This window comes from Acetobacter thailandicus, assembly GCF_011516655.1.
Classification (GTDB): Bacteria; Pseudomonadota; Alphaproteobacteria; order Acetobacterales; family Acetobacteraceae; genus Acetobacter; species Acetobacter thailandicus.
In genome coordinates this window covers 30,887-46,782 of sequence record NZ_WOSV01000004.1, presented here as the reverse complement: position 1 = coordinate 46,782, position 15,896 = coordinate 30,887, and the positions used below count along the sequence as shown (strand labels likewise).

Annotated in this window: 14 protein-coding genes and 1 tRNA gene; 13 read left to right on the top strand and 2 right to left on the bottom strand. The window is 53.6% G+C overall.

All coding sequences use genetic code 11. The features are described from left to right. The first annotated feature begins 167 nt into the window (after positions 1 to 167). Genes GOB58_RS07095 through GOB58_RS07085 form a run of 3 tightly spaced genes read left to right on the top strand, consistent with a single transcriptional unit; the run spans position 168 to position 2,259 of the window. A complete protein-coding gene (locus GOB58_RS07095; protein WP_143295963.1) occupies positions 168 to 509 on the top strand; it encodes a hypothetical protein in 342 nt (113 codons plus the stop codon). After that, complete coding sequence (locus tag GOB58_RS07090) at positions 509 to 1,963, top strand: PepSY-associated TM helix domain-containing protein (protein WP_173559745.1); 1,455 nt, start codon at positions 509 to 511, stop codon at positions 1,961 to 1,963. The genes GOB58_RS07095 and GOB58_RS07090 overlap by 1 nt, the downstream gene beginning before the upstream one ends. Then, the gene (locus tag GOB58_RS07085) at positions 1,960 to 2,259 is read left to right on the top strand and encodes a hypothetical protein (RefSeq protein ID WP_086553644.1); all 300 of its coding nucleotides are present in this window, start codon (positions 1,960 to 1,962) and stop codon (positions 2,257 to 2,259) included. The genes GOB58_RS07090 and GOB58_RS07085 overlap by 4 nt, the downstream gene beginning before the upstream one ends. On the opposite strand, the gene GOB58_RS07080 is transcribed toward GOB58_RS07085, so the two are convergent. Next, positions 2,223 to 3,080: an N-acetylmuramoyl-L-alanine amidase family protein gene (locus GOB58_RS07080; protein WP_086553643.1), complete on the bottom strand. Its 858-nt coding sequence runs from the start codon at positions 3,078 to 3,080 to the stop codon at positions 2,223 to 2,225. The two genes, GOB58_RS07085 and GOB58_RS07080, sit on opposite strands and share 37 nt — an antisense overlap. Before the next feature lie 602 nt (positions 3,081 to 3,682). On the opposite strand from GOB58_RS07080, the gene GOB58_RS07075 reads away from it, so the two are divergent. The 8 genes from GOB58_RS07075 (at position 3,683) to GOB58_RS07040 (ending at position 10,949) form a co-directional block, all read left to right on the top strand. Continuing rightward, positions 3,683 to 6,457, top strand: coding sequence for an Rne/Rng family ribonuclease (locus GOB58_RS07075; protein WP_173559744.1), 2,775 nt, complete (start codon positions 3,683 to 3,685; stop codon positions 6,455 to 6,457). Positions 6,458 to 6,574: 117 nt separating this feature from the next. Then, complete coding sequence (hisG, locus tag GOB58_RS07070) at positions 6,575 to 7,279, top strand: ATP phosphoribosyltransferase (RefSeq protein ID WP_086553641.1); 705 nt, start codon at positions 6,575 to 6,577, stop codon at positions 7,277 to 7,279. Positions 7,280 to 7,297: 18 nt separating this feature from the next. Then, on the top strand, positions 7,298 to 8,611 hold the full coding sequence (hisD, locus tag GOB58_RS07065; protein WP_086635482.1) for a histidinol dehydrogenase: 1,314 nt from the start codon (positions 7,298 to 7,300) through the stop codon (positions 8,609 to 8,611). Positions 8,612 to 8,682: 71 nt separating this feature from the next. Then, positions 8,683 to 8,901, top strand: a complete 219-nt coding sequence (gene infA / locus GOB58_RS07060; RefSeq protein WP_003622234.1) for a translation initiation factor IF-1 — start codon at positions 8,683 to 8,685, stop codon at positions 8,899 to 8,901. A 5-nt stretch (positions 8,902 to 8,906) separates the two neighbouring features. Continuing rightward, positions 8,907 to 9,539 carry a Maf family protein gene (locus GOB58_RS07055; protein WP_173559743.1) on the top strand — a complete coding sequence of 211 codons (633 nt, stop codon included), beginning with the start codon at positions 8,907 to 8,909 and terminating at the stop codon, positions 9,537 to 9,539. After that, on the top strand, positions 9,536 to 10,642 hold the full coding sequence (locus GOB58_RS07050) for a ribonuclease E/G (RefSeq protein WP_173559742.1): 1,107 nt from the start codon (positions 9,536 to 9,538) through the stop codon (positions 10,640 to 10,642). Before GOB58_RS07055 ends, GOB58_RS07050 begins: the two co-directional genes overlap by 4 nt. Beyond that, the gene (locus tag GOB58_RS07045; protein WP_086553637.1) at positions 10,635 to 10,799 is read left to right on the top strand and encodes a DNA gyrase inhibitor YacG; all 165 of its coding nucleotides are present in this window, start codon (positions 10,635 to 10,637) and stop codon (positions 10,797 to 10,799) included. The genes GOB58_RS07050 and GOB58_RS07045 overlap by 8 nt, the downstream gene beginning before the upstream one ends. A gap of 74 nt (positions 10,800 to 10,873) precedes the next feature. After that, positions 10,874 to 10,949: transfer RNA gene (locus GOB58_RS07040), tRNA-Phe, on the top strand. A gap of 40 nt (positions 10,950 to 10,989) precedes the next feature. On the opposite strand, the gene GOB58_RS07035 is transcribed toward GOB58_RS07040, so the two are convergent. Then, positions 10,990 to 11,310, bottom strand: a complete 321-nt coding sequence (locus GOB58_RS07035; protein WP_086635485.1) for a hypothetical protein — start codon at positions 11,308 to 11,310, stop codon at positions 10,990 to 10,992. A 184-nt stretch (positions 11,311 to 11,494) separates the two neighbouring features. Here GOB58_RS07035 and GOB58_RS07030 point away from each other — a divergent pair, with 184 nt between their 5' ends. Beyond that, a complete protein-coding gene (locus tag GOB58_RS07030; protein ID WP_173559741.1) occupies positions 11,495 to 12,961 on the top strand; it encodes a glycosyltransferase family protein in 1,467 nt (488 codons plus the stop codon). 133 nt (positions 12,962 to 13,094) lie between these two features. After that, positions 13,095 to 15,893 carry a DNA polymerase I gene (gene polA, locus GOB58_RS07025; RefSeq protein ID WP_173559740.1) on the top strand — a complete coding sequence of 933 codons (2,799 nt, stop codon included), beginning with the start codon at positions 13,095 to 13,097 and terminating at the stop codon, positions 15,891 to 15,893. Positions 15,894 to 15,896 lie beyond the last annotated feature (3 nt).

Below are 15,896 nucleotides of genomic sequence, written 5' to 3'. Positions count from 1 at the left end.
TAAAAATTCGGGAAGCTGACCGCTGACGAGGTAACATGAGTAATCACACATTCTGAGAGGGGTTCAATTGAGCGGCCTTATATACGCAAATGAGAAACATTCTCAATGACTATTTCAAACAGCTCTGCTATAAGGCGGATGTCTAAACCTGAAGAAGCGCGAATCTCTTGCCGGCACTTTCCTCTTCTCCCGCTCAGCACACCCCCCTCACGCAGAACGCACATAAGCTGCGCAAACCGGCAGTGCGACTAATGCCATGGCACCGCGTGCTATGGCTGCTTTGCGCCGGCTGCCTCGCCTGGAGTGCTGCCCTCTCATGGGCAGACCTGCTCACAGCAGCCAGCCGCCTTAACCCTGCACAGGGCGCTATGGCCATAACTGCATTTGCGACAGCCTTCATCCCTGCACTTATTGTCATTGGTTATGGTGCGCGCATGCATAAATGGGGTTTGTGGTTTCTGGTCCTTTTAAGTATCAGTGGCATCGTAATAAAAAACCTGGCGCTGTAATGACTAAGCCCGGAATACGTGAGACTTTTCGCCTGCATATGGGCTGGCTGCACAGCTGGGTGGGTTTTATCGCCGGGCTGGTACTGGCCTGTATTTTCCTCACCGGCACCCTGACTGTTTTTGATCAGGAAATAACGCAATGGATGCAGCCCGAGGTTCCGCTCAGTCCATTACACCACATCACGCCTGAAGCATTACAAACAGCGGCTGATACAGTTTTGCAGAATCAAAAACAGGGACGCGCCGTTTTTATTAACCTGCCTTCAGCCCGTGACCCGGTGCTCAGAGTGCTGCACTATAACGGCACTGCTTTCACCGGCCCTGCTTATGACCCTGCAACGGGGCTCCTTCTTAAAGGACGCGACACCGAAGGCGGTCAGTTCTTTTATAATTTTCATTATACACTTCACAGCGGTCGGATTGTGGGGGGTATTCTGACCGGCCTGGCCGGACTGTTTCTGCTCGTTACACTGCTCTCAGGCCTTATCATACATCTGCGGTCCATATGGCCCGACATGGTCCTGTTTCGTCCTTTTGGCCCCAGACCCCGTGCCTGGCTTGACGCGCATCTGCTGACAGGCGTTCTGTTTCTGCCTTTTCTGCTGGTCATAACCTACACCGGCACAATTATTCAGCCTTACAGCCTGTTTGCACAAAAGCCACGCCCTGCGGCAGCCACACCTGCCAGACATATCGAAACAACTGCTCTTCCGCCCCTTTTCCCGCTGATTGAAGAGACAAAAAAACGCCTGAATACACAGGAATGTGGATTTATCCTCTTCACGCCAGAAGACATACGCATTTCACGCAGTGATTATTCCAGCCTTTTTCTCACGCGCGATCAGGCCATTTTTGACCGTAATGACGGGCATTTTTTACGCATCATTACACATGACAGCACAGCCGACAGACCTTTTCAGCTCGCGCGCGGCCTGCACCATGCCCGTTTTTCAATCTCTGTTTTGTCCTGGCTTTATTTTCTTTCAGGCCTGAGCTGCACCATCCTCATTATCAGTGGCCTGGTGCTCTTTCTGATCAAACGCCGCCGTATATCCGGTCACATGACTGTTTATAAACTGGCGGAAGGGTTTTGCATTCTGACAGTCGCGGGTCTTCCCATCAGTGCGCTGGCATTTCTATGGGCAAACAGACTGATACCAGTTTCTTTTCCAGGGCGGGCCGAAGCTGAAGTCAGCGTATTCTTCGCCACATGGACACTCTCAGCCACGCAGGCAATTTGCTTTTCGCTCGCCAGACGCCCTTTTGCCGCATGGACGATGCAGCTGATCACTCTGGCAGCACTGGGCGTAGGCCTGCCCATAGCTGATGCACTCATGGTGCCTCACCCCACTCCGCGCAACATAGCTCTGTCATGCACTGTTGATATATGGTGCCTTATAACAGCCACTGCCGCAGCTGTTGCTGCCATGCGCCTGATAAAAAAAACGTCATGATCTTTATACTTATTTTTCTGCTGTGGTTTACAGGCTTTCTGGCACACGAAATCGTGCAGCCGCGCACGCGCAAACTGATAGCACCCTCACCCTTACCCATCACTACACTGCGTTATGTACGATTTTTACTGCCAGGCGCAGCGCTGCTCCTCAGCCTGCACACGGACTGGCAAACCGGCGTGATGATCTGGCTGGGACTTGGCGCCTGTGCCGGCATTGTCTGCGCTCTCTCACTCGCCTTATGGCGACAAAATGCAGCTCAGCCTGACAGACCGGCACCTTCAGAGGCAAAATAACGATTAACTGCCTGGCACATTACACCAGCGACCATAGCCCTGTGACCCGCCTGACGCAGGGCTGCTTCATCCAGACGATTCGACATAAACCCCATTTCAACCAGAACAGACGGAATTTGTGCTGACTTAAGAACGGCAAAAGCAGCATGACGCTGAGGATGCGGCAAAAGATTAATACGATTTTTAAAAGATGACACAACAGCACCGGCCATAGAGGCTGAGCCCTTACGCGCCTCTTCCGTCACCAGGCTGGCCAGAATCTGCTGAACCTCGGGTGTGGCGCCACGTACAAGCGGCCCGCCATAACGATCAGCGCTGTTCTCTGTCCGGGCCAGTGCCGCCGTCTGCGAATCAGAAGCACCATGCGAATGTGTATAAACACTGGCACCACGCACTGATTTATTCAGCAGCGCGTCAGCATGCATAGAAATAAACAGGGAAGCTCCGTGCTGATGCGCCATTTCCACACGACCATCAAGCGGAATAAAATGATCACTCGTGCGCGTCATCGCCACACGATAACGCCCCGTTGCAATGAGCTGACGGTGGAGTTCTGTCGCAGCTGCTTCAGCCACATGCTTTTCATAGGTACCTGAAAAACCAATCGCCCCGGGGTCCTTACCGCCATGGCCCGGATCAAGCATCACAAGAGGTAAGGCAGGACGTGCCCTCCCTGTGATGGCAGGAGCATGAAGCGTTGAATGACCTGACGAAGTAACCCTGTGAGTGCCTGAGGCAAAAGCCGCAGCAGGCACGATACTGCCCAGTAAAGAAGCACCACCCGTAACAGTCAGCAATTTTCTGCGCGCCAGTTCGAACATGATCTTTCTTTCAGGTCATATTATGGCCAGTCTACGCGGCCTGTTTCTTATCCTGCCTGCACTAACCTCGTGATGTACCACGATTCCGGCCAGTCTGCTCATGAAAAAACATTTCGTAACAGTATACAACCCGTAATCACAGCATGCCCGCAAAATGTCAGCCGCGTCATGCTGTAAAAAAGTAGCAGGCCTGAATGACTTGCGCATTCTTCTGCTTTGCGTCATGGTTGATAATAGCGGCATATAAAAGCAATAACAGGCTTTTGTGTGCCCTGTTACTGTTTTCTGGATGCTGAACTGAATGCGGCAGATAGCGTGCGTTATTTAAGGTCATTCCGCACCACCATCGCAGACATGAAAGCAGGACTATTAAGTGATTGAAGGATTTATGAGTGTAGCCCAGGCCCGGAACGTCAGATACGTGATCAGATCACAGGCAGAGCTCTGCCTGTGCCAGCACGACGTTCTCCAGGCTACATGTTCCGATTTTTTTCTGTCGAGTGATTATTCATGCCTGCCGGAAGCGCCCCTGTCGCAGATCCGTTCGTCACGACGGACAGATCTGACAGGCTGGCCCCCGCAGCATCGGAGTTTTGTTTTTGATGTCCAAGCGTATGCTAATCGATGCAACACATGCGGAAGAGACGCGTGTTGCGGTAATGGGTGGAAACCGGCTTGAAGATTATGATGTTGAAATAGCTGCAAAAAAACAGCTTAAAGGGAACATCTACCTGGCGCGCGTTGTGCGTGTTGAGCCAAGCCTTCAGGCCGCCTTTGTAGATTATGGTGGCAACCGCCACGGTTTTCTTGCTTTCAGCGAAATTCATCCCGACTACTACCAGATTCCTGTTGCAGACCGCGAACAGCTGCTGGCCCTTCAGGCTGAAGAAGAGGCCCTCCTTGAGGCGGCCGAACGCGAAGAAAGCGAAGAGCCACCTGAAGCACGATCTGAAACAGACGACGATACTGCTGCATCTGTAGCCGAGGACGATTCGCCGGCTTTTGAAGGGGGTGATGAAGTCCCTGAAGCACGTACACGTTCACGCAATGATGCGCCTGATTATGTTGGCGGCGAAACAGACACCGGCGACGAAGCCCTGATACAAAAGCGTATTGCCAGATTTCTGCGCAATTACCGCATTCAGGAAGTGATCCATCGTCGCCAGGTTATTCTGGTGCAGGTTGTCAAAGAAGAACGTGGCAATAAAGGCGCTGCGCTGACGACCTATATTTCTCTGGCTGGTCGCTATTGTGTGCTGATGCCCAACGCACTGCGTGGGGGTGGTGTATCACGCAAAATCACCTCAGTGCCCGATCGCCGCCGCCTGCGCGACATTATTTCTGACCTTGAGCTGCCACGCGGCATGGCCATGATTGTCCGCACAGCCGGTGCCCAGCGCCCTGGCCCCGAAATTACGCGTGACTGCGAGTATCTGCTGCACCTGTGGGACGACATTCGTGACCACACATTGCAGTCTCTGGCACCCACGCTGATTTATGAAGAAGCAAGCCTCGTCAAGCGCGCTATCCGCGATGGCTATACGCGTGAAATCAGTGAAATTCTGGTTGATGGTGAAGCCGGCTGGAAAGCTGCCCGTGACTTTATGCGCCTGCTTATGCCGCAGCATGCCGACAAAATAAGGCTATGGAACCGCAATAACCAGTCACTTTTCACGCATTACCATGTCGAAGGTCATCTCGACGCTATTTTCTCTCCGACTGTGTCGCTGCGTTCTGGCGGTTACCTGGTCATCAACCAGACAGAAGCTCTGGTTGCTATCGATATTAACTCAGGTAAAGCCACAAACCAGAGAAATATCGAAGAAACAGCTTTCCGCACTAACCAGGAAGCAGCAGACGAAATTGCCCGTCAGCTCCGCCTGCGTGACCTTGCCGGCCTGATTGTCATTGATTTTATTGACATGGAATCCCGACGCCACAACGTCATGATCGAACGCCGCATGAAAGATGCGCTGCGTAATGACCGGGCTCGTATTCAGATGGGTAACATCTCCCATTTTGGCCTGATGGAACTTTCACGGCAGAGACTGCGCCCCTCCGTCGCAGAGGCGGTGTTTGCACCCTGCCCGCACTGCCATGGCACTGGCATGATACGCAGCATTGAAAGCTCTGCGCTGCACGTACTTCGTGCCATTGAAGAAGAAGTCAATCGTCGCAGGGCCTCTGCACTGACTGTATATGTTGACGGCAATATCGCTCTCTACATCCTCAACAATAAACGCTCATGGGTTGCAGAAACAGAGAAACGTCACGGCGTCAGAATTCTCTTTGCGGCTGACAATACACTGCCTGCCCCTGAAATTCGTATCGAACGCCAGCAGGCCAGCGGCAGAGAAGAGCGCTTCTCTTCACCTGTTACTACCCCGGCTGATGCGCCTCTGGCCGCTGAAACTGCACCAGCAGCACAGATCGTTGCGACCGAAACACCGGCTGAAACCAGCGAGCAGAATATCTCTGCAATAGCCCCGGCTGCAGGCGAAGAAGAGCCCCGCCGCCGCCGCCGCCGCCGCCGCCGCGGGGGTAACCGCGAGGACCGTGCGCAGCAGCATAATGACCAGAACCAGTCTGACGCGCCTCAGCCTGTACAGTCAGAATCCTCTGACACGCCGGAACCGTCTGATGAACAGCCGGATGTTGCACAGACCGAACACGCTCTGATGCCAGGCAGACGTCGTACACGTCATTCGCGCGTGCGCCGTCCGGAACAGCAGCAGGCCAAACAGTCTGAGCAAAACGATAACAAAGCTGTCAGACATGTGCCGATCTGGAGAGGGCCAACACCCGCTAATCCGTTCGGTGATGAAGTGGAGATGTTTGATCTGACTGATGAAGATCCGACTGAGGAAACTTCAGACTATCAGGAGCCTGTTATCAGAGCTGTTGCAACTGCAACTGTCAGCAAAGACAACGTAACGTCACCGGAGTCTGCTGAAAAAGAAACCGGGGATCAGCCACAGAAAAGCCGCAACTCAAAGCGCAGACGCTCTGGCCGCGCCAAACAGACTGAAGCTGAAGCGACAGAGACTGGTGAAGTGGTCACACAGGATGATTCTGCCGCACCGGTACAGGCTGATGAGCCAGCAGTCGCGACTGAAGATAAACCTAAGACACGCCGCAAACCAGCCCGCAAAAAGGAGCCGGAAGTCGTAGCTGAAGACAGTGGTGAGGCCGTGCAGGAGAAAAAACCTGCCCGACGCAGACGCACTTCGAAAAAAGCTGAAGCTGCTGAAAGCGAAAGCTCCGCACCAGAGAAGGCCGGCACAGACAACGATGCTGACCCTTCAGTGGTGCAGCCTGTTGTGATCAGTGACGAGGCCCCCAAAGGTCGTCCCCGCACCGGATGGTGGCGTCGCTAACATTTAAAACAATCGTGAGAGAGAGGAGGCCCGGCCTCCTCTCTCTCAATCTTTGCCGCATCAGCCTCCTGTGCTAGGAACATTCGTGTTCTCTGTTTTGTCCCGACCGGAAGTTTCATGACCGCGCCTCAGCCTGCCACGAAAGACCACCAGCCTCTTATTCTGGCTCTGCCAAAGGGGCGTATTCTCAAGGCTGTTACGCCACTCCTCGAACAGGCTGGCCTGACCCCCTCTGACGACTGCCTGGGCGACAGCAGCCGCAAACTACGCTTTCCGACAAGCAATCCGAATATTGATGTTGTGCGCGTCAGGTCATTTGACGTAGCAACCTTTGTCGCCACAGGCGGCGCACATATTGGTATTTGTGGCGCCGATGTGCTGATGGAATTTGACTACCCCGCCATTTATGCCCCCCTTGACCTGGGCATTGGTAAATGTCGTATTTCAGTCGCACAGCCTGAAAACCTGCCCCATAGTGCTGATGAATGGTCACAATGGTCTGAAGTACGGGCAGCTACAAAATATCCTGCTATTACACGCCGTTATTTTGCTGCACGTGGCATTAACGCCAACATTGTGCACCTGCATGGCGCGATGGAACTGGCCCCTATGCTGGGCCTGTCCCGCCTGATTGTTGACCTGGTTGATACCGGCTCAACTCTGCGTGCTAATGGCCTGCGTGAAGTCGAGACGATTGCCAGTGTTACCAGCCGTGTCATCGTAAACCGCACAGCTCTTAAAACCCGTCCTGAAGAAATTACAGCTATTCTCGATACATTCCGCGCAGCCTGTAAAACTTCCCTTCCACTTGCCACAGTCTAATAAGGTGCATGCACTGTCATGAAACGGCTCGATATTCGTGATTCAGGCTTTGAGGCCGGCTTCTCTTCTCTCCTTGCCTCACGCGAAGAACAAAGCGACAAGGTTAACGAACCCGTTGCTGCCATTCTCGCACAGGTACGCAGAGAAGGAGACACCGCGCTTTGCGCTCTGACCGAAAAATTCGATCGCCTGCCACTCACACCTGATAAGCTGGCTTTCACAGCAGACGAAATTGAGCAGGCATGCGCTGAAGTCAGCCCCGAACTGCTTGAGGCCCTCGACCTGGCAGCCACCCGTATTGAATCATTTCATAAAACTCAGCTCCCTAAAGATACCCGCTATACTGATGACGCAGGTATGACACTGGGCATGCGCTGGATTCCCCTTGATGCAGCCGGCCTGTATGTACCTGGCGGCAAGGCGGCCTACCCCTCATCAGTATTAATGAACGCCATCCCGGCACGGGTTGCGGGTGTACAACGCCTGGCAATGTGTGTGCCAACACCTGACGGTATAATTAACCCACTGGTTCTTGCCGCCGCACGACGCGCCGGAGTAACCGAAATTTACCGTGTGGGCGGAGCACAGGCAGTCGGAGCCATGGCATATGGCACACAGACAATCAGCCCGGTAGACCGCATTGTTGGCCCGGGCAACGCTTATGTGGCTGAAGCTAAACGTCAGGTGTTCGGGCATGTCGGCATTGATAGCATTGCCGGACCTTCTGACGTGGTGGTTATTGCCGACTCGAACACTGACCCGCGTCTGATTGCACTTGATCTGCTTGCGCAGGCCGAACATGACGAAGAAGCTCAGGCGACTCTGATTACACCTGAAGCCTCTTTTGCTGACACTGTGACAGCCGCTGTTGAGGCCGAACTCAAAGTACTGACCCGCTCAGCTATTGCCCGCACCAGCTGGGAGCGTAACGGCGCTGTTCTTGTTGTACGCAACTTTGACGAAGCCATAGAACTGGCCAACCGCCTGGCCCCTGAACATCTTGAACTGATGGTCGATGACCCTGAGCCTCTGCTGGCTCGTGTACGCCACGCAGGCGCGGTTTTCCTTGGCCGTTACTGCCCTGAAGCTGTTGGAGATTATGTCGGCGGCCCCAACCATGTACTGCCCACATCACGCACAGCACGCTTTGCCTCAGGCCTCTCTGTTTTCGACTTTATGAAACGCACAACTTTCCTGGCAGGCGGGCCTGAAGCCCTGAAACGCATCGGCCCTGCCGGGGTCGCTCTGGCCACCGCTGAAGGGCTTGAAGCACACGCTCTGAGCATCTCTGCCCGGCTTGATGCACTAACGAAAAATACACCTAACGCTTGACCGCAGGCTGGCACTCACCCATACCTGCACAACACAACCTTGATGAGACCCTAAAATGAACGAAGGATGCCATGTCTAAAGAGGACATGATTGAATTTAGCGGCACAGTCACCGAACTCCTGCCCAACGCAATGTTTCGTGTCAAACTTGACAACGAACACATGATTCTGGCCCACACCAGCGGCAAAATGCGCAAAAACCGCATTCGTGTTCTGGCGGGTGACAGGGTCAATGTTGAAATGACCCCCTATGACCTGAGCAAAGGTCGTATTACCTTCCGCTTCAAGTAAGCATCATGACAATGCCTGGGGCACCCGGCAGCGACAATGCAACACGCCCGGCTTTTGTCCTGGCATCAGCATCACCCCGCAGGCTGGACCTTCTGGCTAAGCTCGGGCTGGTGCCTGACCGTGTTTTGCCTGCCAGTATTGACGAAACACCCAGGCGTGATGAGCCGCCACGTCAGTATGTAAAGCGTATGGCTGATGAAAAAGCCCGGCGTGTGGCTGAGCAGCTCTCTGACCCGGCTTTAATTCTCGGGGCGGATACTGTTGTCACGCTCGGGCGGCGCATTTTGCCCAAAGCGGAAGACAGAGCTACAGCACGTCAGTGCCTGAGCATGCTCTCTGGTCGTCGTCATACTGTTATGACCGCAATCAGGCTTATGCCCTCTGCTGCCTGGCCTGAGGGACGCACCTGTGAGCGGGTAACAGAAACCGTTGTTACGTTCTCGCGCCTTTCTGATTATCAGATTGACGCATTACTTGATGCCGGCGACTGGGAGGGCAAAGCTGGTGGCTATGCTCTGCAGGGGCATGCCGCAGGCTTTATACGCTTCATCTCAGGCAGTGCTTCAGCCGTTATTGGCCTGCCACTGTTCGAGACAGCACAGCTGCTGCGTGGACAACCTGGCAACTGGCTGCCGTGACACAGCAACTTTACCTGGCTTACACGCCCGGAGAACTGCGCCTTGCTGTCGTTCAGGACGATGAACTCCTGGACTATACTCTCTGGCGACCTGATTTTCCCGACGGTGTGGGGGACCTGTATCACGGACGTATAGCGACACTTGTACCTGCTATGGGCGGTGCATTTGTCAATATCGGCCTGGGCAGGCAGCAGGGCTTTTTGTCTCTCTCTGGCAACCAGGCGCAGCTTACCGAAGGGCATAACCTGATTGTGCAGGTCACGCGCGCGGCCCTTGGCGGTAAAGGCCTGCGCCTGCGCCTGCCACAAGGCACACAGCCCGACCTGCCAGCCTCATCACAGCCAGGCCTTATAAGCCGCGGGCCAACCCCGCTTGAACGACTGGCTCAGCTCTGGCCACAGGCTGAGTTATGTGCTGACAGCCCTGAGGCCGCAGCGCTTATCCCGCCAGCTTTACGTGACAGGCGGCGCAGATTATTTCAGCCTGTACCAGCCAGCATCAATCAGGCATGTGATGCGCTGGCAGACACAATCGTCACACTCCCCGGCAGGATGAGTGCAAGCATTACTCCCACACCGGCACTTATCGCAATTGATATGGATGCCCCTCCCTCTGCTTCAGGGCAGACCAAGCAAACAGCCCAGTTTGCTGCTAACCGTGATGCTCTGCCCGTCTTACTGCACCAGATCAGGCTGCGAAACCTTTCCGGGGCTATTCTCATTGACCCGGCAGGTCTCGCTGTCAAAAAACGTCAGGCTTTGCTTGAACCTGTCAGAGCCATGCTTAAAGCTGACCCGCTACAGCCACGCTGCCTAGATATTACAGCGCTGGGGCTGATTGAAATTGTACGGGCCCGCATACACCCCTCATTACCTGAACTACTTACCTCCCCTCGGGGGCGTGCTCTGGCAGCGCTGAGAGCTATGTGCAGCGAAGATGCAGCCCAGGCAACTCAGCTACGTGGCAGCCTGCGGCTGATTGCTATTCTTGAAACGATACCGCAGACTGTGGCTGACTGTGCCCGCCTGCGGGGTAAACCATTTACATTAAAATCTGATCCCTCTTTGCCCGACTTAAGCTGGAGAACAGACACAAATGACTAAAACTGCTACCTGCCCCATCTGCAAAGCGCCAGCAAACCATGAAACACGGCCTTTTTGTTCACGCCGCTGCGCTGACATTGACCTGGGCCGCTGGTTTAATGGCACTTACAGTATTCCTGTCCCGGCCGAACCTTCAGAAAAAAACGAAGAAAATTAACAGAAAGCGCATTTAGTCTCTTGATCATCTGAGCGGGGTGAGATACACCCCTCTCACGCTGTAAGGCTTACAGTGCCCAAGTAGCTCAGTTGGTAGAGCAAGCGACTGAAAATCGCTGTGTCGGTGGTTCGATTCCGCCCTTGGGCACCACTTTTTAAAGTGGTTTTAAGCCCTCTCTCCAATAAAATCTTTAGTCTTTCAAACCCATCCATTTCGGGTGTTTACGTTCTATCCATTCGAGAATAACGCCGCTTGCCCGCCTTAAAAGGGGGGCATCATCTGAGAGCAGCAATAAGCCAAGGGGCAGCATCCATATGCCCAGCACAGGCAAAAACCATAAAAACCCACCAAGAATAAATAAAACACCAGCGGGAATACGGGTCCATTTTGCTTCAGGGCGGCGCAGGCGCGCTACATAATTCTGTATTTTTACAGGCAAACGCGCCAGAAGAAGCTGAAGACGCCGTTCGCGTTCATCTTCCTGGCCGGGAGATATAGTGCTCTGTGACATAACAGTGCTCCTCCTTTTTACTTACGGATGTTTTTTTATTCTGGCATATATTGATACTGCCAGCATTATACTATTGTGCATCTGACTTATCCTTCCGAACAGTCATCCCTTTTGCTTGACGCCCTCTGCCTTCTGTCATACGGGCGGAAACTTCCATACAGAGAAAACGCACAGGAAGACGACATTGCATATTCTGAGGCCATCAGGCGCTCGCCCTGGCTTTTACAGCGCGCTCACTTTATGCCTTTTCATGGCATTTGCAGCCCGCCTGCTGGTCGCCATTGTATGGCCGCAGCCCTGGCGACCAGATGAAATTTTTCAATATATGGAACCGGCACATAAACTGGCATTTGGAACCGGCATAACCACCTGGGAATGGCATGCCGGTATTCGCTCATGGCTGGTACCTGGTATTATCGCTCAGCTTATGAAAATCGGTGCAGCCTGTGGCATCACACAGCAACTACTGTTTATCAGAGTCTGCACCGCTTTCTTTTCTTTGCCGGTTGTTATTGCTTTTTTCTGGTACGGCTGGCGCAATGGCGGCAGCGCAATGGCGTGGACACTCGGAGTCTGTGCTGCGTTCTGGCCTGACATTCTCAGCGGTGGCATTCGCACACTGGGGGAGTTTCTGGCTGGGAATGTTTTATGTGTGGGCGTTATCTGTCTTGTTGCATATCGCCAGGAAAGCACGACAAGAATCTGCTTTTTTCTGGCCGCTGTTTCAGGCTTTTGTTTAAGTCTGGCCGCTGCCATCAGGTTTCAGATAGCCCCTGCTTCCGCCCTGGCGTTCCTCTTCCTGCTTCAAAAAGGCAAAATAAAACCATTTTTCATCGGCTGCCTCGCTGCTTTAATACCTGTTACTGCGCTTGGCCTGACAGATTATCTGACGCTGGAGCAGGCTTTTCAGTCTGTTTTCAGAAACTATCACTATAATCAGACACTGGGCGTTGCGAACAGCTTTGGCAAAAAATGGCCTGGCTATTATGTGCAAAAATATGCCCTGCTGTGGGGCGCTTTATTTCCTGCTCTGATTTTCTTTTGCATTAAAAGTGGCAAAGAGAGAAGAATACCCCTGCTGGTTGCTATTTTTATTGTTTTTTATCATTCTCTTATCCCACACAAAGAAGTCAGCTTTGTTTATTCTGCTGTACCGCTTCTGGTCTTTTGTGCAGCCTGCGGATGCTATACGCATATTATCGCCAGGCTCAGCCCTGCAGCCATGCCTGTTGCAGGGCTGAGCCTCTTACTGCTCTTTGCTTTTTACAGCAGTTACACCCCTTATCTCTCACGCGGCAATTATGGCATCAGCTTTGAATTACAGGCGACACACCGGCATGATATTTGTGGCATCGGACTACTGACAGACCCTCAGGCTGACACCTATCGGGAAATAGGTGCCGGGTATTCAGGGCTGACAAAACATATCCCTCTCTACCTGCTGACCTCACCTGAGGAAGTAAAAACAACACAGCAGCATTATAACTACCTTATTACCAGCACGTATGGAGAGAGTGGTTCTCCGGGAGCAGACTGGCAGCAGATAAAATGTAAAGAGGATTCTGTTTGCCTCTACCACCGCCCTTCAGGCTGTGACGGCGCACCCGATTTTGAGCAGTTCTCACAAAAGCTGCATACTCTCAGTAAATAGCCGCTTACAGGCTGCTTACATAAGGATAACGGCTCTGCGTTCTGGACATCCGGCACAAGGCCGCATATCCCACTGATGTGCCCCTGCTTCTGGCACATCAGTTTCTGACAGCTCTTCACCTGGTTGCCGCATCATGACTCAGACCTCCACACCTCATCTTGTCCTTGTTGATGGCAGCGGTTTTATCTTCCGCGCGTTTCATGCCCTGCCACCAATGACCAGCCCGGCAGGTGTGCCGGTTAATGCTGTTTATGGCTTTACCAACATGCTCTCGCGCCTGCTGCGTGAACATGCAGGCAGCCACCTGGCTGTTATTTTTGATGCGGGCAGACACACCTTCCGTTCAGAAATATATCCGGCCTACAAAGCTCACCGCCCTGAAGCCCCCGAAGAGCTGCGCCCGCAATTTGCCCTGGTACGTGATGCAACCCGGGCATTCAATGTGCCGGGCATCGAATTACCAGGCTGGGAAGCTGATGACCTGATTGCCTCCTACGCCCGTGCCGTTCAGGCCATTGGCGGCACCTGCACTATTGTCTCATCCGACAAAGACCTGATGCAGCTTATTGGCAATGGCGTCAGCATGGTTGACCCCATGAAGCAACAGCCCATTGGTCTTGCCGAGGTTGAAAAAAAATTCGGCGTCACCCCGGATAAAGTGATTGATGTGCAGGCATTAATGGGTGACTCAAGCGATAACGTACCGGGAGTGCCAGGCATTGGCCCTAAAACGGCTTCTGCCCTGATTAATGAATTCGGCACACTCGAAGCTGTGCTCAGTGCTGCACCGGAGATGAAAAAATCCAAAAAGCGCGAAATGCTGATCGAGCATGCAGAGGCAGCCCGCATCTCACGCCGCCTGGTTGAACTGGCCTGTGACGTTCCCCTGCCTGTCGCTATTGACGAACTGACCGTAAAAGAACCTGAAAAAGAAACTCTGGCTGCCTGGCTTGAAAACATGGGCTTTCGCTCACTCATCAGCCGTATGGGTATGGCCACCTATGCCGGCACAGAAGCACACAGAGCAGCCCGCGCCACAGCTGAAGCATCAGTCAACCCGACAGAAGCTCAGGCCGACACCGGCATTTCTGAAACAGTTACCGCCCCCCCTTACAGCGGTTATGAGACCGTACGAACAGCTGAAGCGCTTGAACGCTGGGTTGCCGCCGCGCGGGAGGCCGGCCTGTGCGCCGTTGACACAGAAACAGACGGCCTTGACCCGCTGAGTGCCGGTATAGTTGGCATCTCGCTGGCGACGGCACCTGGCAAAGCCTGTTACGTGCCCCTGCGCCACCAGGGCACCCTGGAAGAGCCTGCAGGCGAGCAGCTCAGCCCGGATGATGCCATTACTCTGCTACGCCCGCTGATGGCCGACGCAAGCGTGCTGAAAATTTTTCAGAACGCCAAATTTGACCTGCTGGTCTTTGACCGTGCAGGCCTTGATTTTACAGACATCAGCCCGACTGATGACACGATGCTGCTCTCTTACGTGCAGTCCGCCGGCCTGCATGGGCAGGGAATGGATGAGCTTTCTGCCCTGCATCTGGGGCACAAGCCCATCAGCTATACAGACGTTACCGGCACAGGCCGCAATAAAATTCCTTTTGCTCAGGTGGCCGTCAGTAAAGCGACTGACTACGCGGCAGAGGATGCCGATGTCACACTTCGCCTGTGGTATGCGTTGCACCCTTCCATGCGTGCAAACCAGTGTCTTGCCCTGTATGAACAGATTGAACGACCACTCTCGCCCGTCCTGGCAGAGATGGAAAAAACCGGCATTGCCATTGATCGTGCAGCACTGAGCCGTTTGTCAGAAGATTTTGCAACCCGTATGGCAGTAATGGAGACAGATATTCACGCGGAAGCAGGGCGTGAATTTAATGTCGCCTCACCACGTCAGCTGGGTGAAATTCTGTTTGACGAGATGGGCCTTAAAGGCGGTAAACGTGGCAAAGCCGGAGCATGGGGCACTGACTCCTCCGTATTGCAGGACCTGGTCGATCAGGGCCATGCCCTGCCAGAGAAAGTACTGGCATGGCGCCAGCTGGCAAAACTAAAAAGTACCTATACCGATGCACTATTGCGTCAGGCTACCACAGACGACAGAGTGCACACCTCGTTTCAGATGGCAATTACCACCACAGGCCGCCTTTCTTCCAACGAGCCTAACCTGCAGAATATTCCCGTCCGCACAGAAGAAGGTACACGCATCCGACAAGCCTTCATTGCGTCCAGAGGTAAAAAACTGATCTCAGCTGACTATTCGCAGATTGAGCTGCGCCTGCTGGCTGATGCCGCTGACATTCCTGCACTGCGGGAGGCCTTTACACAGGGACAGGATATTCACACCCGTACAGCCTCTGAGGTCTTTGGCATTCCGGCTGAAGAGATTGACTCCCTCACCCGGCGCAAAGCCAAAGCTATTAATTTCGGCATTATCTACGGCATTTCTGCTTTTGGTCTGTCAAAGCAGCTTGGCATCTCACCAGGTGAGGCCCGCACCTATATCGAGGCCTATTTTACACGCTATCCCGGTATCAGAGATTATATGGAGCGTATGCGCGAACAGGCCCGTGAACTGGGCTATGTACTAACCTCATTTGGCAGACGCTGCTACGTACCAGGAATTCACGATAAAAATGCAGCCCGCAGACAATATGCCGAACGTCAGGCCATTAACGCCCCGCTTCAGGGGGGGGCCGCTGACATTATCAAACGTGCCATGGTCCGCCTGCCCCGTGCCATAGCAGATGCAGGTTTGTCTGCACGCATGCTCCTTCAGGTGCATGATGAGCTTTTATTCGAAACCAGTGAGGATGAGGCACCGCGTGTTGCTGCCCTGGTGCGCGATATTATGGAAAACGCAGCACAGCTCTCTGTGCCGCTGGTTGTCGAAACAGGTATCGGAAATAACTGGGCAGAGGCACACTAACCC

Coding starts and splice junctions, on each gene's coding strand:
- GOB58_RS07090 (WP_173559745.1), top strand. CDS start 509: ATGACTAAGCCCGGAATACGTGAGACTTTTCGCCTGCATATGGGCTGG.
- GOB58_RS07085 (WP_086553644.1), top strand. CDS start 1,960: ATGATCTTTATACTTATTTTTCTGCTGTGGTTTACAGGCTTTCTGGCA.
- GOB58_RS07080 (WP_086553643.1), bottom strand. CDS start 3,080: ATGTTCGAACTGGCGCGCAGAAAATTGCTGACTGTTACGGGTGGTGCT.
- GOB58_RS07075 (WP_173559744.1), top strand. CDS start 3,683: ATGTCCAAGCGTATGCTAATCGATGCAACACATGCGGAAGAGACGCGT.
- hisG (WP_086553641.1), top strand. CDS start 6,575: ATGACCGCGCCTCAGCCTGCCACGAAAGACCACCAGCCTCTTATTCTG.
- hisD (WP_086635482.1), top strand. CDS start 7,298: ATGAAACGGCTCGATATTCGTGATTCAGGCTTTGAGGCCGGCTTCTCT.
- infA (WP_003622234.1), top strand. CDS start 8,683: ATGTCTAAAGAGGACATGATTGAATTTAGCGGCACAGTCACCGAACTC.
- GOB58_RS07055 (WP_173559743.1), top strand. CDS start 8,907: ATGACAATGCCTGGGGCACCCGGCAGCGACAATGCAACACGCCCGGCT.
- GOB58_RS07045 (WP_086553637.1), top strand. CDS start 10,635: ATGACTAAAACTGCTACCTGCCCCATCTGCAAAGCGCCAGCAAACCAT.
- GOB58_RS07035 (WP_086635485.1), bottom strand. CDS start 11,310: ATGTCACAGAGCACTATATCTCCCGGCCAGGAAGATGAACGCGAACGG.
- polA (WP_173559740.1), top strand. CDS start 13,095: ATGACTCAGACCTCCACACCTCATCTTGTCCTTGTTGATGGCAGCGGT.